At 31.7% G+C, this 24440-nt stretch carries 17 protein-coding genes; 7 read left to right on the top strand and 10 right to left on the bottom strand.

From position 1 onward, the window contains the following. Position 1 precedes the first annotated feature (1 nt). The 3 genes from PT603_RS06855 to PT603_RS06865 form a co-directional block, all read right to left on the bottom strand. Positions 2–253 carry a hypothetical protein gene (locus tag PT603_RS06855; RefSeq protein ID WP_008240291.1) on the bottom strand — a complete coding sequence of 84 codons (252 nt, stop codon included), beginning with the start codon at positions 251–253 and terminating at the stop codon, positions 2–4. A gap of 4 nt (positions 254–257) precedes the next feature. Further along, positions 258–1436, bottom strand: coding sequence for an RHS repeat domain-containing protein (locus tag PT603_RS06860; RefSeq protein WP_162097728.1), 1179 nt, complete (start codon positions 1434–1436; stop codon positions 258–260). A gap of 100 nt (positions 1437–1536) precedes the next feature. Beyond that, positions 1537–1662, bottom strand: coding sequence for a hypothetical protein (locus tag PT603_RS06865; RefSeq protein ID WP_262489172.1), 126 nt, complete (start codon positions 1660–1662; stop codon positions 1537–1539). 277 nt (positions 1663–1939) lie between these two features. Here PT603_RS06865 and PT603_RS06870 point away from each other — a divergent pair, with 277 nt between their 5' ends. Beyond that, complete coding sequence (locus PT603_RS06870) at positions 1940–2227, top strand: ATP-binding protein (protein WP_238531037.1); 288 nt, start codon at positions 1940–1942, stop codon at positions 2225–2227. A gap of 166 nt (positions 2228–2393) precedes the next feature. Continuing rightward, the gene (locus tag PT603_RS06875) at positions 2394–2840 is read left to right on the top strand and encodes a hypothetical protein (protein ID WP_008240285.1); all 447 of its coding nucleotides are present in this window, start codon (positions 2394–2396) and stop codon (positions 2838–2840) included. A gap of 91 nt (positions 2841–2931) precedes the next feature. Here the strand turns inward: PT603_RS06875 and PT603_RS06880 are convergent, their stop codons facing one another. After that, entirely contained in the window at positions 2932–3495 is a 564-nt protein-coding gene (locus PT603_RS06880) for a helix-turn-helix domain-containing protein (RefSeq protein ID WP_040488798.1), read from the bottom strand. A gap of 804 nt (positions 3496–4299) precedes the next feature. Between PT603_RS06880 and PT603_RS06885 the strand changes: the two genes are divergently transcribed. Next, on the top strand, positions 4300–5859 hold the full coding sequence (locus tag PT603_RS06885) for a PQQ-binding-like beta-propeller repeat protein (RefSeq protein ID WP_162097727.1): 1560 nt from the start codon (positions 4300–4302) through the stop codon (positions 5857–5859). An 11-nt stretch (positions 5860–5870) separates the two neighbouring features. Here PT603_RS06885 and PT603_RS06890 read toward each other — a convergent pair whose 3' ends face one another. The 3 genes from PT603_RS06890 to PT603_RS06900 are packed head-to-tail and all read right to left on the bottom strand — an operon-like array spanning position 5871 to position 10817. Then, a complete protein-coding gene (locus PT603_RS06890) occupies positions 5871–6608 on the bottom strand; it encodes an SOS response-associated peptidase (RefSeq protein WP_008240279.1) in 738 nt (245 codons plus the stop codon). A gap of 37 nt (positions 6609–6645) precedes the next feature. Next, the gene (locus tag PT603_RS06895) at positions 6646–9603 is read right to left on the bottom strand and encodes a DNA polymerase III subunit alpha (RefSeq protein ID WP_008240278.1); all 2958 of its coding nucleotides are present in this window, start codon (positions 9601–9603) and stop codon (positions 6646–6648) included. Next, positions 9603–10817 carry a DNA polymerase Y family protein gene (locus PT603_RS06900; protein WP_008240276.1) on the bottom strand — a complete coding sequence of 405 codons (1215 nt, stop codon included), beginning with the start codon at positions 10815–10817 and terminating at the stop codon, positions 9603–9605. The genes PT603_RS06895 and PT603_RS06900 overlap by 1 nt, the downstream gene beginning before the upstream one ends. 52 nt (positions 10818–10869) lie before the next feature. Here PT603_RS06900 and PT603_RS06905 point away from each other — a divergent pair, with 52 nt between their 5' ends. Further along, complete coding sequence (locus PT603_RS06905; protein ID WP_008240273.1) at positions 10870–11643, top strand: XRE family transcriptional regulator; 774 nt, start codon at positions 10870–10872, stop codon at positions 11641–11643. Continuing rightward, positions 11640–12977 (top strand): exonuclease domain-containing protein, encoded by a 1338-nt coding sequence (locus PT603_RS06910; protein ID WP_008240271.1) that lies wholly within the window; start codon positions 11640–11642, stop codon positions 12975–12977. Before PT603_RS06905 ends, PT603_RS06910 begins: the two co-directional genes overlap by 4 nt. Before the next feature lie 216 nt (positions 12978–13193). Here PT603_RS06910 and PT603_RS06915 read toward each other — a convergent pair whose 3' ends face one another. After that, a complete protein-coding gene (locus tag PT603_RS06915; RefSeq protein ID WP_008240269.1) occupies positions 13194–13775 on the bottom strand; it encodes a hypothetical protein in 582 nt (193 codons plus the stop codon). A gap of 306 nt (positions 13776–14081) precedes the next feature. On the opposite strand from PT603_RS06915, the gene PT603_RS06920 reads away from it, so the two are divergent. Next, complete coding sequence (locus tag PT603_RS06920) at positions 14082–14645, top strand: uracil-DNA glycosylase family protein (RefSeq protein ID WP_008240268.1); 564 nt, start codon at positions 14082–14084, stop codon at positions 14643–14645. 560 nt (positions 14646–15205) lie between these two features. Next, positions 15206–15619, top strand: coding sequence for a hypothetical protein (locus tag PT603_RS06925; protein WP_008240266.1), 414 nt, complete (start codon positions 15206–15208; stop codon positions 15617–15619). Between the two features lie 796 nt (positions 15620–16415). On the opposite strand, the gene PT603_RS06930 is transcribed toward PT603_RS06925, so the two are convergent. After that, on the bottom strand, positions 16416–18770 hold the full coding sequence (locus PT603_RS06930; protein WP_008240263.1) for a PIN domain-containing protein: 2355 nt from the start codon (positions 18768–18770) through the stop codon (positions 16416–16418). Continuing rightward, on the bottom strand, positions 18770–24424 hold the full coding sequence (locus PT603_RS06935) for an ATP-binding protein (protein ID WP_008240262.1): 5655 nt from the start codon (positions 24422–24424) through the stop codon (positions 18770–18772). The genes PT603_RS06930 and PT603_RS06935 overlap by 1 nt, the downstream gene beginning before the upstream one ends. Between the last annotated feature and the right edge of the window lie 16 nt (positions 24425–24440).

The raw sequence follows: 24440 nt of genomic DNA on the forward strand, positions 1-24440 counted from the left end.
CTTAATTTTTCTTTTTAATCAATAATAAGCCCACAAAAGTAATAGATAAAACTACCGAAGCTATTACTATAGTCTTACGTTGGCTTTCTATTTGGGCTTTTTTCTTTTCTACTTCTATCTCTGTAATGTCATCACGAATTCCCTCTAATTGAGTTTCGTATTTCTCACTAACAAAAGTATTTATATAAAGAATAATATTGAAAACTAATATCAAAGGAATACCAAACAACAATATTTTTTTAATTATATTCATAGTGTTAAAATTTTGGGCCTCTTAATGCTTCAAATCTTGCATTTTCAAAATACTGTTTTGGGTCTATTCCTTGATTATGTAAATTAATTTGTACTGGTAATGCTTTTGGCGCTATTGCGTGAACATTTACACCTCCTGCTTTTAACGCTACAGCTGTAGAAGTTGTACAGTTGCTTAATAGCAAATTATATCTACCATCTATAACTCCTGTTCCATTTGGATTAGATGCTCCATTATTATACCTATTATTCAAGTTTTTATAAACTTCACTTGCATTCACATTATTAACGGTTTGTATTGTAGTAGGATACTTATTTGTTCTATCACTTAAAAAATCTTGAGCTTCTTGACCTGTCTTTTTTATTAAAACATTATCTCCTGTTAATCCATAAGCCCCCATAGATGGTGAATCACTACCGTTATATCTACCATTTGAAAAAACTATATTGTTCCCTATTTGTATATAAGTATGACCTATGCCATCTGTTTCGGTTAAAACTTTAACAGTAGCATCTTTACCTACAGAAAAAACAACAACATCATCTAATATTGATGCTCCATTTCCATCTGTCCATCCTCCAGACTCTGTAAATGTAACTGTTCCTAGTTCAGGGTGGTTAAAAGTATCTCCAGGTTTGGCATTATCTGGACAAGTAGTACAACGCCCATCAGGGTCTATTACGCTAACCCAGTTATTTCCCATTGCCATATATGGGCTAAAGAACTCGTGTGCAGGGTCAACAGTTAGCCAACGGTTTATTCTCGGGTCGTATAATCTTGCTTCGAATGCAACCTTTCCAGTCTCCTGGTCAAGTTCCTGGCCCTGGTAATTATACCTATAATCCCCAACAACATTTCTACCAGGCATTGCCATCCGGCCGGGATAATAATCCGAGGCTCCTTTTAACCCAGGTGTGCCTCCTGTTCTTCCAACCAACGCCCTTACCTTTCCTAAATGGTCTGTAGGCTCGTACGTACTGGTATTGCCTGAACGAAAATAAACCCCCAATCTACTATTTCCGAAAATAGAGTGTTCACTAACTGTGCTGCCATTATAAATAGCTAATACACCTCCCGAAGCATCTCTAACATAATATTCAGATTTTATCAAACTTCCTGTACTTTGATTATTAATCTCCTTTTTAATCCTATGACCTCGATTATTATATAACAACTTTATCAAAAATAAATTATTTTTTTTAACCTCTGTTACCAACCTACTTGTATTATACAACATACAATATAGAGTGGTCAACATTTTCTACCAATTAACCTATAGCATTTTACATGTAGTTATTCCATGGTTGACTCTTAATATCCTCGGAACTTATAATGGCAGTAACAACATCTTCAACTCGTAAAAACTGATTGGGTTTATCTTGTGGATACTTATATAAAAGTTGATCCATGGTGTAGGTCTTCAGTCGAAATTGAACTTTTTGAACTGATTAATAAGAGAGTATTGAATCTAATTTAAAATTTGATATTGTTTTTTCTTATATAAAATTTTTGATTTAATTAATTCAGGTTGCTTTAATTTTCGCTGAGCTCTTCCATGTTACATATCAACAGGTACGAGATTATTTATAGATTCGTGATGTTTTTGGTAATTATAGAACTGAACAAATTCTTTTAATTTAACTTCTAATTTTCCAGGGGAAAAGTAATTGGATTTATTTACAAGAGTTGGAAAAACTGGTAAGGACCAATTTATTGATATTGGACGACTTTGGGCTACAAGGTTTTGACAACCATGCTAGGAACGCTTTAATGGATATTATTGATGAACAGTATAACAGAAAATCAACAATAATAGTCACCCAAATACCAGTCTCTGCCTGGTATGAGATCATTGGTGGAGATGGAACGCAAGCTGACGCATTACTCGACAGAATTGTAAACTCATCACATCGATTAGATTTAAATACTGGAGAATCTTTAAGAAAGGGAAAGTTGAATAGCATTAAAGCTTAAATTTTTTTTATATCATTGTAAGATCTTTCAAAGTGGCGCAGTTTGACCGAAACAGGTGGCGTCATTACTCCGAAATAGCCAAATTAAATCATTCAATAGCCACATATCCCGATAAAGACTGGTCTAAAAATGGAAAACAATAGTAATAATTACATATACAAATAAAATGGAAAAAATAATTTTAATTACTTTGTTAATGTTAGGAATAAATATTTATTCTCAAAATTTGACTATTAATAAAATTGAAAAATGGGATCAAAACTTAGAGGTAGTAACGGAACTATTTGATAATTTAGAATTCACTATTAATGAAATTAGTTTTAAAACTAAAGACTCAGGTTTAAGATACATTATCTATAAGGATAAAGAATTAACAGATATGGTAACTAATACAAATTATGGTATTCAATATAGTTATAATAATTCTGTTTATTTAGTAAATAGATCTACGAGCATATCCTTTATTAAAAAAAACAATGGGTGGCTTATTCAAACAAATGCCTTTTATTATAAAAACGGAAGTAAACCTACTAGGAGTATAAATACATCTTTTGTTCTTTTTAAAAATGGTAAAATGAAAAATATTTCTAAAGATGAGTATAATAAAATATAGGAAATCTTTTAATATTTTAAAGCTCCTAAGACTTCGTTGACTCAACATACCCTAATCCTCCACACCTTCTTTTCCTATTGATTTGTGAAATTTACAAATGATCTAAAGGTTTTCGTTTGTCTTCTTTTATTTGCTTGAAATAGCTAGGAGTTAATCCGGTAACTTTCTTAAATTGATTACTTAAATAGGCTACACTAGAATAATTAAGTCTATGCGCAATTTCACTTAGTGACAATTCATCATACACCAAAAGCTCCTTTACTTTTTCTATTTTCTGAGCAATAAAATATTTCTCAATAGTAGTTCCTTCTACCTCTGAAAACAAATTAGACAAGTAATTATAATCATGGTTCAATTGTGTACATAATATATCAGAAAGATTCATTTTAGGTTCATTATCCGCATGATGTACTTGATCAATTATAATGGTCTTTATCTTTTCAATGATTTGACTCTTTTTATCATCAATTACTTCAAATCCTAAGGGAATTAGAATCTGCTCTATACTATGTTTCTGTTCAGAGTCTAACGGCTTTTCCAACACCACTTCCCCAAGCTTTATTTTTTTAATCCCTAAGCCTAATTTTTCCAATTCACTTTGCACAACCATGATACATCGGTTGCAAACCATATTTTTAATAAAAAGCGTTGTCATCTTTTTAGTCTCCTTCTACTTTTCAAAAGTATTCCTTACACTTTTGAGTTTATACTATTACCTTATTCTAATGTTCAATCCCATGTATAGTTTACCAAAAGAAAAGGTAAACTTTAACACCTTAAAGGTACCAAAAAGCGTCGATAAAATCTTTAGACTGATCCTTTTTAAAAAATATAGAAAATGAAAATTGCATACGTATATGTTTTTATAACTACCGTAAATCCACAAATTATCATCAAAGATTAAGAAATACAATTTAATACTACTATTCCTTTTAATATTGGAATTTCTAAACACATTTTTTCGTATTTAATCCTAATCTTTTATGTAGGAATTCATTCAATTTTAATATGTTTTCCTTAACTTTAATATACCCAATCACCATTTAGCTAACATCTTACTAAACGCTCCAAATCCTTATTAAATCTAAAGTAATTGGTGTATTAGTATTAAATTAATTACTCGTCTATTAAGGGATTACTTGATTTCAATCTACAAGTTGCTACATTACTACATTGTAAGGATTGTCGTAATAAATAGGAAACAATGTAACATAAGGTTCTTTCTTGATTAGAATTCAAAAAAATAAAGCGTATCCAACTACTATATTTTATGGGAATAAGAGTAGTTTACATTATGAATAAAGCAATAAGTAACTTGATAAAAAATGACAATTATATGTACTCTTTAAGGAACAATTTAGAATTCCTCCTTAAATGTCCTATTCTTGAAAATATATAATTCAATTGAACTGTTTTATTCTATGATAGTACATTAACGATGATTATTAATTTAGAAAAAATGAAAAAAATAGTACTAGGACTATCATTTTTAGTTACACTAATTAGTTTTAGTCAAAAAAATCAAATTCAAGTCCTTAGCAACCCCGTAACAATTGGTAAAAGTCTAATTGACAGCTCAACATATAAAGGAATTGAATATGTTTTTCCAGAAGAAATTTATAAAATATTTCTTGATACAACAACGGGATTTTTGACCGCACAACTTAGAGGTGTAAGCAAAAATGGAAAATGGCTAAACAGCACAGGACAAATTGTCCAATATGACATCAATAACCAAAAAGTATTGTGGACCAAAAAAATTGCATATCAAACTAGTAATCTAAAACTATTCAGTAAAACAATGATCTTTACGGTATCTAATAAAAGTTATTGTCTAGATATCAATACAGGAAATGAACTTTGGGAAGTTAAAAACAATATTTATTTGGTATCCCCAATTGATAATATTGGATTTGGATATAATTTAAAAGGGTTAAAAGTAAATTCAAATGAATTTGAAGGAATTGATTTAAATAATGGGCAGGTCCTTTGGAAAAGAGAACTAAATGGTGAGTATGGTTGGAATGATGTATTCTACACAAACGATTCAACCTTGGTTGTAGCTGCTGCCGGTTTACATTCTTTAGATACAAAAACAGGGAAAGGTTGGGATTACAATACAATTACAGGGAAAAAGGACTATACCGAAACGGTCGTAAAAAATGTAGTTGGTGTTGGTCTAGGACTACTCACCGGTACCGGATTTATATCTTCCGGAAATAATTTAGTGAGAGATGTGGTATCTAATAAGATAGTTGACAGCTCCAATATCTATATGGCATCAAAAGAACAACTGGTAAAAATTGATAAACTTACGGGTGCAACTATCTGGAAATTCCCCTTTTCAAAAGACTTAGCGAGTAAATCTTCCATTTTCATCAATGACAGTCAAATTTTCATGATTAATAAGGGTATGGCATTCATGGGTAATAAAGCATTAAATTTTGGTAAACCATTTTTTGCAGCATTTGACAAACAGACTGGAGAAAATAAATTCTTAACAATAATAAACATTGAAGACAATCCTATTCTAAGTTACAAAGTCCTAAATGGAGAGGTTTTCCTAGTATATAAAAACAGAATTGAAAAATATTCAATGGTAACAGGGGAACTAATTACTGGAAAAGAATTTCCTGAAGAGCTTTACGGAGAATTAAAACATTTTATTGGGAATCAAGTTTTTATAAAAAACGAGAATGGGGACTTGGTAAGTCTTCCACAAACCGACACCTCCAAAATATATGTTTTTACAAGTCAGAATAAATCATTAACAATTGACAGTGAATTGAATATCTCAAAAACTACAGAATATGATGATGTGAATATTTACTATCTGAAAACTAAAGATTTAAAATTTTTCGCAAAAGACAATAAGGCATTAGTTATAAATAATGATGGGCAGCAAATTGCAGAAATTGAGGTGACTTTAAACGCTTTTATTATTGGGGACACTTTATATGATACTAAAGACAATCGTTTTATTGCTGTAAATTTGATGGATTTGGTTACTAATCAATAAGTTTGGAAAACTTAAATTATAGTTCGCAATTCTATGTATTCAACCGGATCCAAAATGGTTTTTATATCACTATCAATCTTTGGGTTAAACAAATCTCTGCTAATGGTATAGGTGTCTAATTGCTCTTCAGGATAGCTTAAATTCACCAACTCCTTTACCCCAGTTTCATTAAGGCTGTCCGAAAGCCAGTCTTTTACATGATCAGGAGGTAAAATCACTGGTTGTCTTTTTTTAATGTTATGTATTTTTTCAAACAGTGGGGTTGCTTGTTTGGTTAAGATACTAAAAGTAATATAAGTTCCTATAACTGTATATATGCCTGCCAAGGCTAATCCCTTACCCTCCTTCTGTTTGATATAAAATGGATACTTTTTCTTGTTATGCTCATGAGGTTCAAAAAAACCATCTACTGGAATAATACAACGTTTGGTCATCACAGATTCCCTATATATGAAATGATTAAAAAGCTTCTCTGATTGTGCATTTAATCCTGAACCATAATTAAGGGCTTCTTTATAATAAGAGAGAATTTCATCGGGATTTTTATCAGTTGGAACTATACCCCAAACCCCGGGAGCAAGTACATCCGACTTCTCCTGTGGAATTACCAGTACATTAGGATGTGAAAAACCATTGAGATGATAATGTGGATTACTCATCAATGGTCTTAATCGTTCATCACTTACGCTAACTTTAAATTTATTTTCCCAAAATGCTGGTTCATGCCAATTTGAAATATGGAAACACATATTTAAATTTTTAATAGTCATGAAGTTACAAAATATATTAATTCAGTCTGGGATCAGGTTTTAAGTCTAGCTTTCTTGTCTTACGTATTTCAATGCTACAGAACCCAAATTCCTCTATCACCTTACCATAGCATTCATACACACCAATTCCATGAATCGGGTATTTGTGGACTGTATCATGAAAATGTACCGTATCAAAATAGTCACCTTCTCTGTCGACAAAGGTGCAAAAACGCATTAAGTTTTCATTGGAAGCTTCATGAAAACGAGTATTAACAAGTTTGCCATATAGGAGTACTTCTTGTCCTATATGACTACTCATAGCTTTAGCCTGGATGCTGTTCTTAAAAGGTTCATTAATCAAACTAAAATAATCATACAGTGTAAAACCAAGTAATTCCATCTGATCATATGCGTCTTCAATCCAACTTGAAGGTAATTTAGGTAGTATAAAAGATTTATGTGTCGGTTTGAATAATTGCTTTTGAACTGTTCGCTGTTTATTGGCATTCAGCTTAAAAATAGCATGCCATAAAAGTGTGGCTTTAGAAATACCTGTAAATCTAAAAGCTCCAATTCTGATTAAAATGGTAAGTTGTTCAATACTAATCTGTACACGATCAATAAAATCATCTAATGAGATATATGGACCATTAAAGTTACGCTCGGTAAGTAGTCGTTTTATTGTATAATGCTCCAGGTTTTTCAAATAACCTAATCCCAAATAAATGGTAGTTCCGATGATTATATTAGGGTGATCACTTTGATTAATGCAAGGAGCTTCCACCTGTCCACCACATTTTATTGTTTCATGCACATAATGCTCTGTACTATAAAAACCTCCTCCATTGTTTAGGACAGCCACCATAAACTCCAGAGGGTAATAACACTTTAAATAAAGGCTCTGATAACTCTCTACCGCATAGGAAGCAGAATGCCCTTTAGCAAAAGCATATCCTGCGAAGCTCTTAATCTGATTCCATACCTCAAAGGTGAGATTATCATCATAGCCTCTAGCCCTGCAATTGGCAATAAACTTTTCTTCAACAGCTATAAATTCAGCCCGAGATCTGAACTTACCACTCATACCACGTCGTAACACATCAGCCTCACCCAAGGTAAGACCAGCAAACTGATGCGCTACTTTAAGCACATCTTCCTGATATACCATAATGCCATAAGTCTCCGGCATAATATCTAAAAGAATAGGATGTCCTTCTTTACGTAGTTCTGGATGACGTTGACGTTTGATAAACTCCTGTTTCATACCAGAACTTGATACACCAGGTCTAATAATTGAACTGGCAGCTACGAGTCCTAAATAATCCTGTGTTTGTAATTTTTGCATTAAACCACGCATAGCCGGTGACTCCACATAATAAGCACCGGTAGCCTTACCTTCTTTAAGCATGGCATTAACTTTAGGATCTGTTTTAAACTTCTCTACCTCAGTAATATCAATTGGTGGAGCTTCCGGCTTATTGTATTTGATAATCTCAAGTGTATCTTTGATTTTAGCTAGCCCACGCTGCCCAAGAATATCAAATTTAAAAATACCTATATCCTCCGCAATAATCATATCAAACTGCACCGTTGCAAACCCTTTAGGAGGCATATCAGTTGCTGAAAAATAATGAATAGGCTTATCCAAAATCAGAATACCACAGGAATGTACACTAACGTAATTGGGAAACCCTTGTATTAACGTACCATATTTAATGACCAAAGCACCAAATTCATCCTGTTCGGGCTTTTGATACCTGCCCACACTAAGTTTATCAATATCTTCTTTAGGCAACCCAAATACTTTTCCCAATTCTCTAACTACAGCACGATACTTAAATGTATTATAAACTGCTAAAAGCGCTACATTCTTAAATCGACTAAAAATATATTCTGTGATTTCTTCACGCTCCTTCCAGGAAAAATCGATATCAAAATCTGGTGGAGATGTCCTGTAAGGATTGATAAACCGCTCAAAATATAAATCTAGCTCAATTGGATCAACATCAGTAATTCCTATGAGATAGGCTACGATACTGTTAGCCCCACTACCCCGGCCCACATGTACAAATCCCTTTTGTTTTGAATAGTTTACAATGTCCCAATTAATCAAAAAATAGGACACAAAGTTCATTTCCCTAATAACTTTCAGCTCTACTTCTAATCGCTCTTTTACCTTCTGTGATGGATTAGAATAGCGCTTAGGAAACCCTTCCTCACAAAGTTTCTTTAAAAGCTCAAAATCGGCTTCTACACTTTCTAAATACAAGCTCTGATTTTGAGATATCCGGTTATTTCCAAACTCAAAGTATATTGTGCATTGTTCCAATAACTGCTCCGTATTACCTAAGATAAAATCAAACTGCTCAAATCGTTTTCTAAGTTCATTGAGAGTATACATTTTATCAGTCTCCCTACATTCTTCTGACTTAGGAAGCTTACTAAGTAGTATATTATTATCAATAGCACGTAACAAACGATGAGCATTAAAATCCCGTTTATTTCTAATGGTTACCTGCTGCTGTACTACTAGCTTATCCGTATAGCCTTTATAAATAGAAAAAGGCAAGCGTCTGAGATCCTCTACACCAACCCCTATAAACTCATAGGGCTTAAAATGAACTTTCTCCAGCTGCATTACCTGTTCTAAAGGGTAAATAACAAACACATTCTCAAACTCCGGAGCCATATCCGGAACTGCCTGCTTATTAATTGAAAGCTTAGACAAAAAGCTGTTGAGCTCATAAAAGCCCTCATTGTTTCTTGCGACTCCAACAAACCGTTGGCTTGCACCATTTCTAAAATCAATTCCAACGATGGGTTTTATACCAAAGTCTTTAGCCTTCCTAATAAAATTAAGACAGGCTGACGTATTGTTTATATCCGTTAACGCAAGTGATTTTATACCATGGGCTGCAGCCATCTCCAAAAGTTCAATCTCTGAAAATGTCCCGAACCTTAAAGAATAATATGAATGACAATTTAAATACATTACTGATTTCGATGTGCCAATAGTATTGGAGGTTCCCCGTTAAAAGGATTGCTTAATCTACCTATGGTCTTTGCACCTATAGCAGCCGCCTTTTGTACACTTAACTCCCCATAACGTTTTCTTATGGTATCCATAGCCTTATAGAGATTTAACATTTGCTCAGAATCATCAAACATATTGATTTGATAATTCCCCATTACCAGATCCGTAAGCTTCACGCCAACCAACCGGATTAATAAGCGTCTTTGATAGAGCTTATCAAATAATTCCATGATTTTTGGAATGATGATATGATCCGCATTGGTATATGGAATTTTGACCTGTTTGGTATAGGTATTAAAATCTGCATATCTAATTTTAACACTGATACAGCCCGTCATTCTATCACCAGTCCTAAGTCCGTAAGACAAACTTTCAGCCATAGCAAAAATGACAGTTCTTAACATCGAAACATCTATAGTATCTCTTTCAAAAGTGCGCTCCATTGAAATAGATTTACGATCATAAAAAGGAATCAATGGTGGATTATCCAGTCCATTTGCACGCATCCAAATGGTCTTTCCATTTTTACCTAATACACTAACCATCATCTCCAGTGGCATCTCCTGTACCACACTAATTTTATCAATTCCAAGATTTCGAAGTACTTGATACGTTTTATCTCCTACAGATGGAATTTTTTTAATCGATAAAGGTGCTAAAAAAGATTTTTCAAACCCTTCTCCAATCTGTAATTGATTATTTGGTTTAGCCTCACCTGTAGCTACTTTTGAGACAATTTTATTTGATGATAACCCAAACGATATTGGAAGACCTGTCTCCCTTATAATGGTTGAACGCAATTCCGAAGCATATTTATACGTTCCGAAAAACTTATCCATACCACTAAGATCAGCATAGAACTCATCCACACTGGCCTTTTCAAAAACTGGTACCTTTTCCTTAATAATATCAGTCACCATATTGGAATACTTAGTGTAAATAGACGCGTTACCACGAATCACAACAGCCTCGGGACACAAACGTTTAGCCAGTTTCATAGACATTCCTGAATGAACTCCAAATCGTCTGGTCTCATAACTACATGCCGAAACAACACCTCGATCACCTGTTCCTCCAACAAGTAAAGGCCTTTTCTGCAAACGACTATCAATTAATCGCTCACAGGACACAAAGAAAGTATCCAAATCAAGATGTAAAATTTGTTGTTTCATACCGCAAAGTTAGCTACATATAATAGTAATTATTGCTTATATTTGTAGCAATATGAAAATGATAGCGAAAAATATTAAGTACCTAAGAGAGCTAAAAGGCCTTACCCAGGAAACTTTTGCTGATAACATGAATGTTACTCGCTCAAGGATCGGATCCTATGAAGAAGGACGTTCTGCCCCTACTATAGAGTTTTTAATACATCTGTCTGACTATTTTAAAATTCCAATAGATATTCTATTACGGAATGATCTGACTAAAGCTCAAGACACTTCATTTATTGAGGTCGGAAATAAGCGTGTATTGTTTCCTATAATGGTAGATGAAAACAATGAGAATCTTATTGAAGTCGTTCCTGTTAAAGCTACAGCTGGATATCTTGCAGGCTACGATGACCCTGAATATATTGAGCAACTACAAAAAATCAAACTTCCGTTTTTACCCACAGGAAAACACAGAGCATTTCCCATTAAGGGAGATTCCATGCTTCCGATGAAAGACGGCTCATATGTTGTTGGTCGGTTTATAGAAGACAGAAATGACATTATAAGTGGTAAAACCTATGTACTGCTTACCTTAAATGATGGTATGGTATATAAACGTGTATACAACCAGATTGAAACCAATGGAACGCTTCGTCTTGTCTCTGACAACACTCTTTATGAACCGTATGAAATACCTATTGATGAAGTTCTAGAACTTTGGGAGTTTACCTGTAGTATTAATACTCAGGAATACGATGAGCGAGAACTAAAAATATCTAGTATCATTAGTATGTTTAATAGCCTTGGAGTGGAACTCAAAGCCTTAGAAAGAATAATGAAATGATGTACACGATTATTGATATAGAGACCACCGGACAAGGCAATAAAATAACTGAGATTTCCATTTTCAAATACGATGGAGATAAAATTGTTGATGAATTCACATCACTGGTCAACCCTGAGTCCTATATCCCCGATTATATCACAGCACTTACAGGCATTGATAACCACATGGTTTCAAATGCTCCAACATTCAAAGACCTTGCTGACAATATTCTATCCATCACTGAAGCCTGTATATTTGTTGCTCATAATGTCAACTTCGACTATACTATTATCCGTAACGAATTTAAAGCCATTGGAATTGACTTTACCAGAAAGAAACTCTGTACCATTAGACTAGCAAGGAAATTGATCCCGGGACATCATTCCTACAGTCTAGGCAAACTGTGTACAGCTCTTGGCATCACCATTGAAGATCGTCACCGAGCACGAGGAGATGCCCAAGCGACCGTCACTCTATTCAAACAAATTCTTGAGACTAAAGACTCAGAAAGTGTTATTTCAGATTTTTTAAAGAAGAATTCGAAAGAAGCTACACTACCACCCCATCTACCAAGTACTGTTTTCAATAACATCCCTAACGCTCCCGGCATCTATTATTTTAAAAACAAAAAAGGAAAAGTTATTTATGTAGGTAAGGCCAAAGATCTAAAGAAACGGGTTCTAGGGCATTTTTACGATAAGTCCGACAAAGAGCTCTCATTATGCCGAGAAACTACCGATATTGACTTTGAATTATCCGGAGGAGAGCTCATCGCGTTACTTATGGAAGACGCTGCCATCAAACACCATTTCCCGGAATACAATGTAGCTTCAAAACGAAACACTACCGCCTATGGTATATTTACTTATGAAGATAGAAATGGAATAATACATTTAGCCTTCAATACCTTAAAAAGAACAGTGGCACCATTTATCACATTCTACCATATAACTGATTGTAGAAATTTTTTAGAAAAGCTATGTATGCAATTCGAACTATGCCCAAAGTATTGTCATCTGCAAGAAGGTGTTCAGCAGTGTAGTCATTATAAAATTACTTCCTGTGGAGGTATATGTAAAAAAGAAGAATCAGTTGAAACATATAATCAAAGAGTCAATGAAGCGCTAAACTACACTTACAATAAGACATTAAATAAAATCATCAAACAACCAGGTCGTAACCTCGAAGAACAAGCATTTATACAAATCAAAAATGGCATCTATCTAGGATATGGTTTTATTGATAACTCAGAACAAATAACCAACTCAGAAGCCTTAGAAAACTACTTAATTCCTCAAAAAGACAATATCGATGTACAGAAAATATTGAGAAGACAAATAATGAATACGTAATTCATTAAACTAGGATTGTTAACGAACATTCATCAACCACAAATCCAACTAAATACTTTCTAATGTAAGAAATAGACTCTAATTTGCTTGTCTATAAAATAATGGAGTGATAATAGAATTACTTGGATATTGTTTCCCTAAATTTTGAAATATTTCGATAATTTTTTACTTAGTCAAAATATATATTCCTATATCCAATCCCTAAGACTTATTTTACTAATCACTGATATACCTTTTGCCAATTTCTACAGCAATCTCCCCTATAAATTCCCTTGGCACATCCATTATTCTATCGTAAAAAATATTAATAGTTGCGCTATTTATCGAATTTCTTCCTTTAAATTCTGGAATATTTCTAGTCTTATCATTTAATAATTCTTCAGAGTGTTTTATTGAGTTGTTTAGCACACGAATATTATTTATGTCTGAAAAGAAATTTAATTTTATTAAATCAATATTTCGTGTTTTAAAAAATTTAATCAAATCATTCCATTTGTACAACCCATTTTTAGATTCTCCATATGCTAAAGAAATCATTTTTTTAAGATGAATTTCAAATTGCATGTATAAATATACAATCCTCATTTGGTACAAAGAGAACAATTCTTTTTGTAAAATATAGATTTTCATTTCTGTTAGAAATTGTTTTCTTACATCCTCATTTCGTCTTCTACCCAAATCAATTATCTCTATTTTGATTTGCTCGGTCATTTTACTAATAATTGAATCAAAATGATTCTTTGGATAATTCGAGTGCATTGAATTAATTAGGTATAAATTAACTTCTCTTTCTGTCATAATTAATTGAATTAAGAAATCAAAACAATCCTGATAGCATAATAGAGTCAAGATAATAAAACCTTTTTATTCAAAAACAATAAAGAATGCATAATGTAATTATGAATATAAAGGTTTATTAAATTTATATCAACTCAATTAAGAAAATATTTTATTGGATTAAGAAAAATATTGACATATATTAAAATTCCTACATTAAAAACGGATACATCAAAAAAAAGTAAGTGCAGGTTATATGAAAATTTTAAGTAAATTTATTTATTAGCGATAACATTTTAAAGTATTAAAACCAATTAATCAAGAGATATGACAAAAATTAACCATCAATTTTTAAATGAAACTTTCTTCATTCCAAACTGGGAAATTTCCCACCTATTTCTAGGCACTTTTAACCCTGAAGGAGGTGATAAAGTAAATTATTTCTATGGTCGAAATAAAAACCAAACATGGAAATTATTAAGTGAAATATTTAATGATGATTTTAATCCTAAGAATTTCAATTTCTTTATAGGAAAACTAAAAAAACACAAAATTGCTTGTATGGACATGATCAAATCCGTAGAAGTCCCTGATGACAAAATTTCCTTCATAAATGGCAAAGGCTATTCAGATCCTAAACTCATTAACAATTCGATTAAAAGAGAACATAATACTTCAGAAATTCTAGATATAATTGCTCAAAATAAAGATATAAAAGTTTATTCAACTTGGGGAAAAGGATCAAATTTAGCAAGTTGGAGAAGAGAAATAGAAAAAATTAAAAATATAATACCGCTTGTATCTCCAAGTATGGCGGCAAAAGTGCCCCAAGGTGAAAAAAAGTACATTTACATGCAAAAGAATTGGTCTGAAAATATACATTCAAAATAGTGCTCAAACTTCTTACAAAACACCGTTTTAAGTTAGGTCTAGAATATTCTAACAAGCTTTATTTCAACTCTAAAAAATGTTTATTAACAAGCATATAGAGGACCCATTTCTGGTGGCCCTAGCTAATGGTGGATTTCAAGTAGAAGCATTGGTACAATAAAATTACCTAAAAGGAATCTTTATAAATACTAAAACCTAGGAATATGATAAAGCGAAACAACATACCAAATCCTATTTACAACAATATAACATAGTCTTATATGAAGCTTACTTTGAAAGTGAGGACTCTTTTTAGAACAGATGTTGTTTACAAAAAAAGAAAATAATATTAAGACTCATAGAGTTTAGACAAAGGCTACAAATCTGTTTTAATTTTTTAAATTCTAAACATTAATTTTAATGACTTACCAATAATAAATTATGTCATTATTTAAGAGATAAGTACAATAATTTACATTAATATCGTTCTTTAAAGTTCTAGGTGTATCCAATTTGAAATACCTCAAATCATGTATAGGGTATAATTAAAGAATATTTTGCAGTTTATTCATAGATAGAAAGTGGAAAAGGAAAATAAAAAATATCATTTTTTTTATGGTTTTGATTCTAAACCGAATCAAGTAAGATTCCATTTGGAGGATGATGATCCGTTAGTTAAAAATAAAGTGCTATTAATAAGTACCTACGGATTTAAAACTCCTGTAAATTTATTCTATGAAAAGCATTTTGAAAGGAATAATTTAAATGTAGTTGAACACTATTCTAATGACCAATTAAATATGTATTTCGAAACTGAAAACAAAGGAATTGATGATACTTTCGAGACAAAAGGATATGATAATACAGGGTGTCAATTTTTCTATAGGCTGTTTAAGGAGAATAAGGAATATGAAATGACAATTGATGGATGGGTGTCAGGGGAAAATGGAGTTTATCCGTTTGCGGATATAGGGGTTCGGATTAAAAAACTCTAATAGCGATTGTACACACTATTATTGTTGTAAATTACAACTGACTACTTTTACTCATTTATAAGATTTATTAAATTAAATCCTTAACTAGAAACTTTCCTTTTAGCAACTAAATACAAGTTTTTACACAATTTCATTAACACCTTCAATACTAAATCAAAACACTATATCATACTAATAAAATTATGCAAGTAGATGAATGAAATTTATATCAACCCAACAAAATTGATACAGTTACAAATATTTAACTATTTCGAATTAATTATATGAACCAAATCAAAAATAATTACTATTCAAAAAAAGAGGTGATGGAGCAATCCAAAATCTCTCTATCCTGTTTAACTAATTAGATATTAAAATGTAATTCTGAATATGTTGCCAATTTATTAAAATATAAAATTTTTGTACAGGTCCATTTTCTAAACTTAAAATTAATTCAAAACGGAGGTATGTCTAAATAGATTTTTAAATCTGACTCTTTAATTTTAATACAAATACGACTATTTACGTGATATTTATCGTAAAAACAATAATGTAGATATCCTTCATTTTCCCAATTAGGAATTTCAATTTTTAAATACATTGGTCCTTTGGAAATTTGATATGCATAACATAACGTGTGTATAAAAAAATCATAGAATCTTAACTTATTTGAAAAAGTTGTATCTACATGTTTAGAAAGTAGATATGGTAAGAAAATATGTGGTTTGTTTTGAAGTATAGCAAACCTCAAACATTTCGATAAAACTCCAATAGTAATTGTGTTCTTAAAAGCCATCCTAATAGTGTTAATTTCTAATCAATATCTTAGTTGGTTTAAATATTCCTTAAGTGTAATCGTTGTAATATTTAATCCTTTTGCCTTTATTTGAAGTCCATTATCAGAAGTTAAAAGAATAGGGTTTTCTGATTTGAATTTTAAAGCAACAGTGAGAATTTGGTTATCAGGAGACCGTCTATTATAGTCAATAGGTAATAAAGATGTATCAGATATTTCCATTCTTAAATTTCTCGTATCTATATGACGGTTAATTGATTTTAATGCCTTCTGCACATTTCTTTTTCCTACGTCATCTAATTTAGATTTTAAATTGTCTAATTCATCAATTACTTTAGAAGATAGTATTATGGCATATTCTTTACTAATTTTAGATATAATCTCTGGATAATCTATAAAGACGTTTGTGTCTATTATATAAAGGTTTTCCTTGTTTTTTTTAATCTCCTTTTTAGGTCTTTCAAACTTTGAAACATCAATTTTACCTATCACTTTTAGACCAATTCCGTTATCAGATTTTTGAGAACTGGAATGATGGCCTTTTGTAATGGTATCATCCAACACATTTTTCTGATTATTTATTTCTGATCTCTCTTTACTTGAATTTAATTTAGTGGGTTTTTGTACAGATTTAGTAATTTCACCAGATATTGGATTTACAATAAATGCAAATTCATTTTTAAGTTTGGAAAAATAGTTACCCACCTCATTGGGAAGGTTAACAAAACGGTCAAAATCCTGCTCAACTAAAATAAAAGTGCTTTTTTTAGCTCGACTTGTAGCTACATTAAATCTATTTAGATTAAATGAAAATGAACTTGATTTTGGTATTACATAAAAACAATAGTCTACATCCAAACCTTGCACTCTGTCTACAGATTCAATTAGGTAATTTCGTGAATTAGTCTTTGATTTTAAGTTCTGTTGCAAATGAATCAATGTTTCAATATATGGCGTTAATACAGCTATTTCATTACCTTTTAATACTGTCAACTCATTTAAAACCTTTACCAAAAAACGAATCATTTGATTTAAAACATCACCTTCTTTATTTGAAAACTGAACTAATGTTGGTCCGCCTTTGGAATGCGTTATTTCAGTTAACTTATCAAAACTATTTATATCAGTATCAATATTGTCGAATAAAGATTTTGATTGGATGGTATTGTTATAGAAGCAATTGGTATAAATTGTTGAACGCTCAGTAAGTCTGCGTGTTTCAGTTTTGCGATTAAAGGAAAAACCTTCGGTCTGGCTTAACGTATTCATACCATAAATGAGAGCATCAATATTGGGAAATACTTTGTAATTTTTGTTAGTGACAATCGGTACTATTTGCTTAGGGTCACCTACAACAATGACTTTTTTACCCACTTTACAAGCTGCTGCAATGGTTGTTAAATAAGCTTGTGAAGCTTCTTCTACAATTACATAATCATAAGATTGTGTTTGTTCTTCCCAAATTCTTGAAAACTGATAAAACGTTGTCAAGGTAAGATGTCCTTTGGAAGGAAGTAGGTCTTTGGCATTTAATAGTTTCGGAAACTTTTTTCTTTCTTCTATAGAAATCGGTAGTTTTGAAACACGCTGTTCATCAAAGAGTTTATCAAAGAATGGCTTTTCACAAACTTCTACCGCTGCTTTATTTGTTAAAGCAGTAATTAGAACAGATTTATTTGATAATACTAAACGTGAAACAAGATCTGCTACCTGATGCGTTTTACCTGTTCCTGGAGGACCTTGAAAAACATAGATTATAGATTTTTCAACTTCTGTAATTATTTGGTCTGCTATATCTATCTCTTCAGTAATTAGCTTTGGGTTTACATCACTTTTTAATTCATATTTAAAACTCAATATTTTTTCCCAAAGCTCATTGCCTTCAGTATTAAAGCTCTCACTAAATTCCATTAAATTCTGCAAATACTCAAAAGGCGGTATTGTTGGTCCAAAAGCTAATATTTGATTGTATTGTAGCCTTTCAATGAATTCGGAATCCATTTCTCTAATAAGCATTGTTATCCAGCCTTCACGTTTTGAAGGAATGTAGTCTACAATTTTTGTTTCTGTACAGTTTCTGCCTTTTATTAAATCTGAATACGTAAGGTTTCCCCAAGACTTCGGAAGTTCAAAATCTGGCTTTGGCCTGAAACAATTGAGTTTTTGGTCTAACCTTGGGGCATGTTTGCCTTTTCCAGTAGGTATGTCAACAAAAACATTACCTCTTTTTTCATCTAAACCACGGTATTGCCCGACATATACATCTCCGTTTTGAAATAGGGATACCCCGGTTGCATTCCAAGTTTTCTTTACAGAGAACTCTAATTCTTTAAGTTCTTCTGCATAAAATTTTACTTGATCTTCTTTTGTAACCATTATTCTATTACAATATTTTCGTCCATTACATTAGCCTCTTCATTTTTATTGAAAGTTCCTTTTTTACCTACCTTCTCAAAAAGACTCTCTTTCATTTGTTTGCTTGTCACTAAAATAAGATGAGAATCTGATTCTGTTTTATCAAATACATCATCGATCTCTTGTTCTCTCTTTTTGTTCGGCATCCTAAACAATACTTTCTCTTGTAATTCATCACTAAGAAGTTCCATTTTGTCCCTAAAGATTCTCATTTCAAACTTGGGATAAATTGCAATTAATTGGGTATGGCTTGAATCCAACATTTCCCAATGACTTTTATTTATAAATAACAAACCTCCTCTAGCACTTTTTACTATAAAGTCTATGCTATTGCCCTCTGAGTCTTTGATTCCATATAGAGCAGCGAAATTATTCTTACTATGACCTTCGTTTACCTCATATCCATTTTCCTTCAAATAGTATAAGACTTGCCTTTTAGCATTACTGTTTTCGTCATTCTGCCTATCTTCCGAAATACCGTATCGGTCTTGAATCATACGGTCAAAAGTTTCATTATAGTTTTCCTCTAATGGGTTTTCTTCAATCAATGAAGGGTCTTTTAGTGTTTTTCTTTCCCATTCTTTTAATTCATTAAGTTTATCTTTTGGAAAGGAATCAGGTAAATAATCAAGTAAATCCCCTTTCAATATGTTGGAAACATAATACTTACCTTCACCTGCTACTTTTAAATCCTGCACAAATCTGTTGACAATAATATTTTTAAAAGACCTTGTATATGGTATCCCGTCACCATCATATATGTAAATGGGGTAATCATTATAATGTTCCCATTTTTTATAAAATGGTTCTTCCCAAAGTTTAGATTTTTCTTGAAGTACTTGTTCATCTATAGACTCGGTTAATGCAATTTTTTCTACTGCAAAATGATTAACCATTTTACCGCAAATACTATCCACAAAAGCCACATCTTTATTATCAAACTTGACTTTTTCAAAAATAACATCATCGTATTCTTGATCCTCTTTAAGAAAGTAAAGTTTTGAAGTAAACTCTATTTTTTCTAACTTATAAAGTCTTTCTTTTTTATTATTAACTATCTGAATTACAGGGATTACAAAACCACTCAAACCATAGATATTAAGAGTTACAGAATCATTTATCCTCCTGATGATTTCTTTGTTTTTTGTTATTATTTCTGGACTATATTTAGATAACCATTTAATTGTATTCCACGTAATTTGTGAATTTGATTTAGCCTCTGTATAGAAGCTAATCATTTCATCTTTATCACTATTAACATCTATCATTAATTTTCTGAGGTTAACAATAGCGCTATCAGTGCCATTGTACCCTAACTTTGATAGAAACTGTAATCTATTTTCTTTGTCAATTTCTACCCATTGATTTAACCAAACAGGAATATATTCAGATTCGATAGCATTATTCTTGTCAACACAATTAGATAAAGTTAAACCATGAAAAATAAAATCTGATAGATCGGTAAATTCAATTTTGATTAAAAGATCTAAAAACTTTTGATATGAACTATGAAGTTGTTCTTCTGTACCGTTTTCTTTGTAGTGATCATCAAATTGTGATTTTTTCCATTTTCGATTATTCCCAAATGACATATCAAGCAATTGAAAAACAACTTGTTGAATAGAATAGAAGGTCGAAATCTCTTTTTCTATTTCATAATGAATCTCTTGAGGTTCTAAAATTCTTGTTTTAAAAATGTGTTTTCTTAACTTTCTTTTATTTGTAATCTGGGTAAAAGATTCAATTATTTCTTCAAGTACGTTTGCCTCTCCATCATACTTATTTAAAACATCAGAAAGATGTAATTCTTTTATAATTTTTCCTTTACCAAAGGAAATTGCATTACTAATATCGAAATCTTTTAAAGGCTGCTCATTAATCAGAGTTTTTGCTTTTAAAACTTTAATAACCTCAAATATTTCTTCAGAAACCACTTCACTTTCATCAATCTTATTTAAAATATTATGTACAATGATATGCTCAGAAGTATCGCCTCCATAGTCGGAAGGTGTGAATAGTTTAAACACTTTTAAATTGGTTATAAAAAGTTGTAATAATTCAATTGAAATGTTAACAGGAAGGTGTAATGCTAAATTTTGATTGTATTCACCGGATTCAATAAGTGCCTTAATTAATCTATCCCCTTGAAGTAAACCAATCATTGAGCGATTCTCACTGCATAAATTTTTATCTAGTTCATTGAATATTGAAGAAAGTTCTGTATTTGATTGAATATAAGCGGTTAAATCTTTATCTGAACCGTCAAAAATCTGTATAGCTTCTATTTCTTCAACCTTAAAATTATTGTTGTTATTTGGAACTAGCGTATAATTTTTAAAGAAGTCTCCAAATCCACCATCATCTTCCATCCAATCTAATAGTGTATTGGCTTCTAACATTTTCAGTTCTTCAACCTCTGACCAATCTATATCTGAGCTGTCATCAGTTTTTATCTGGAAAGCTTTTATTAATGCCCCACATTCTTGAACAGGAAGTATCTTTAGCTCAGCCGTTTGAAAGATCGTCTTTATTATTTCAAATTTATCAGTGGATAAATCCTTAAAAGCTTTTGACCAATACACCTTATCAGACGTTTCAAATCTAACCTCATCATCTATAAATAGCCAAGGAATGGAAGCCCATTGAGCACTAGAAATGTCGTCTGGATTATCAATCCAGCTGTACATAGCCTTTAAATCACTTACATAATTATTGATGTTTTTTGTATCAAACTGTTGCGACCATTCCTCAAACAAATCTTCATCCAAAATAAAAGATGTGAATATTTCATCTTTGGCTATTAACTGTTTTTTTAAATCATATGTGAGACCGTTAAACTCTGTCTCCTTGATTCTAAATTTATCGATACTATTTATCTCTAAATCCTCTTTATGACTTAATAGTTGCCATATAGGACGAGGATTATCGCTTTCATCTATAAACAGTTTTAATTCACCAAAGTACTTTGTTTCACCAATGCCAACCATAAACGTACTGTTTTGAAAGAAGTCAATCAGTTTTAGTTTTGATGTAACAGGCAACTTATGAATATTGGTATTTGAAGCTATTCGCTCGTAGGCTAGCGTTTTATCATTAAGATATCCATTGAGTCTATGCAAATAATCTTTTATGCCTGAATATTCATCAAGATTTAGCTGAATGGTGTGATACCCTAATTCCCCAATGAGAGTTTCATATATTGAAGTATGCTCATTTATTAACCAAGCATCTTCCTCGTCAAATAATCTCTCTAATGAGAACAAAGCATTATTATGCACTATAAAAGGAATCTTGCCAAAATCATCTGGGATGTATTTTACAAGCTTATTTAGCCATTTTAATAGTTCTGGTTTTTCATATAATGCTCGTTGGGCAATTATGCTCCCTAAGCTTTCACAAAGTTCTGGCGTAATTTGTTCAGCGAGTTCCTCTAAATCTATCACCTCAACCCCTAAGTAATCATAATCTTTTAAATATTTGGAATCAAGTTTAGAATTTGGAAGTCTTTTTTCGGTATCTATTATAGCATAGAATATTTCGTTGCCAAATAATTCTATTAATCCTGAATCATCGATTATGGTATCTGACAACAATTGTATCTGATCGTTGTCATTGATAACAATTTCTTTATTTTCAAGTTGTTCCAGGTACTTTGCATTATAACTTTCTATAATTTGTTGAGCTGTATCATCTTCAGGTAAAGGGCTTTTCAAAAGTAATGATAAATAGGAACTGTTAGTGTCTTTATCATTAAGAAACTCCTGAGCAAAATATGCCAAGGTTGTTACGTGTTTTTCAGCAACCTTAATCATTATGTATTTGTTCCAAAGATTGTCACCTTGAATACGCTGTCTATCTGATGAGGGTACAAAGTCAGCATTAACTAAGAAGGGAAGCTGAAACCTAGTATCTTCCATTGGTAAATATGTAAACAAACTCGAATATTTCGGAAGACCTTTTGTATATTCTTTTTCTGTAGAAATCTTATTATCAACCAATGAAATACCAAAAGAGATTTCTGTTTGGGTAGCTGATGCGAGTTTAGGCGGTATAGTCTCAATTTCTCTACCTTCTAAATCTGTGAAATAATAAGTTACTTCATTATAATCATTAATTTTTGATTGCTTTTTTAACCCTACATCTAATTGTTCAAACGCTTCATCAGAAACCTCGACATTCTCAAAAGTCTGCTTAGTGTAGTGGAACACTTGATCTGGTTCAGCTCTTTTAGACTTAATAATTTCAATAACGTTATTTGCATCATTCCTAAGAACCGTCACCCCATTTTTTGGAGACCTAAACTTAGAAGTATTTCTTAAAAAAAGTAGAAATTGTGGACGCTTAGTAATGTTATCAATAGCGGTTTTATAATCCTCAATATTGTTTTCGCCCAATTTAAGTGCGAACTGAACAGGATTATTAAAGTTGTTAAAATTACTGTCTGTAAATTCACTAGGTAATCTATTTTGCCATATTGGTATTACTTGCCAAGGAATATCTGTTGAGCCATTAAAACGTAATCTTTGATTTCGGTATTTTAATTTATCTTCATCTAAAAGTTCAGGATATTTTTGATAACGCTCACTACTAAAATAAAAATTATCAAAATTTTCAAACAAAGGTGTATTCCTTAAAAAGGCGAATTGATACCCTCCAGATTTTAACCATACCTCAGTACTATCTGTAAACACAGATTTAAAACCGATTCCTTTATAACCTGTTTTTTTACTATCTCCTCGTTTTGTGCTTTCAGCCGCACTTGTGATAGCCTCAACGTCATCTTTGTTAAAAGGTGCTCCATCGTGCATCACAAAGAAATAATCCCCATTAAAATCAATGTGAAATTCCACCCTTTCCTTGCCCGGTGCATCATCTGCATTTTGAAGCAATTCAAAAATCATTCGTTGTTTTGATGAATACATCCCTTTACCAATTTCACGCATAAGATTAGCAATCATCTTATTAGCCTCTGGATTATTTAACCTTTCAAACCTTAGGCGAATGTATTCTTGATAGGGGTTGTTTTCTAAAACTTCTATTGTATTTGGAATAGCACTTGGGAGTTTTCCTTCATTTTCAATAAATGAGAATTGATAATAACTACCTTGTTTTAATTCAAGATTAGGTGACACAAATACTTTTTGAGATTCTCCTTGAAACATCAAAATATCACCAGTTTCAGAAAACATAACATTTTCAAAGTAAGCAAATGCATCTGAGGATTTACGATACAATCCAATATATTTTATAACAGTGTCAACATCTGATTTTTTCTTTGAAAGGAGTTTTTCTACTTTATCTTGATTTAACTCTGAAACTGATTTTATTTCTAAGGAATACGGATTGTTTTTTCCTTTGGGGTTTTCTACGTGCTTTAGTTCCACTTTATAATAAGCACCATCAGATAAACTTGAATTGTTACCGTAATAAAAAGAAACTCGTTTATCCTCAACTTCTACGCCATCAAAATCAGGGTAATAAAGTTTCATTTTGCTAACAGGATTCGTAAAATGATTAAAAAAACCAGCGTTTTTATTAATTCTTTTAAATGCAGCTATAAATGTCAAATCTTTTGATCTCCAAAAGCTTTTAAGTTGTTCAGTGTAATTAATCATAACAAAGAATTAATAT

Source organism: Imtechella halotolerans, assembly GCF_028743515.2.
In the GTDB taxonomy this organism is placed as follows: domain Bacteria; phylum Bacteroidota; class Bacteroidia; order Flavobacteriales; family Flavobacteriaceae; genus Imtechella; species Imtechella halotolerans.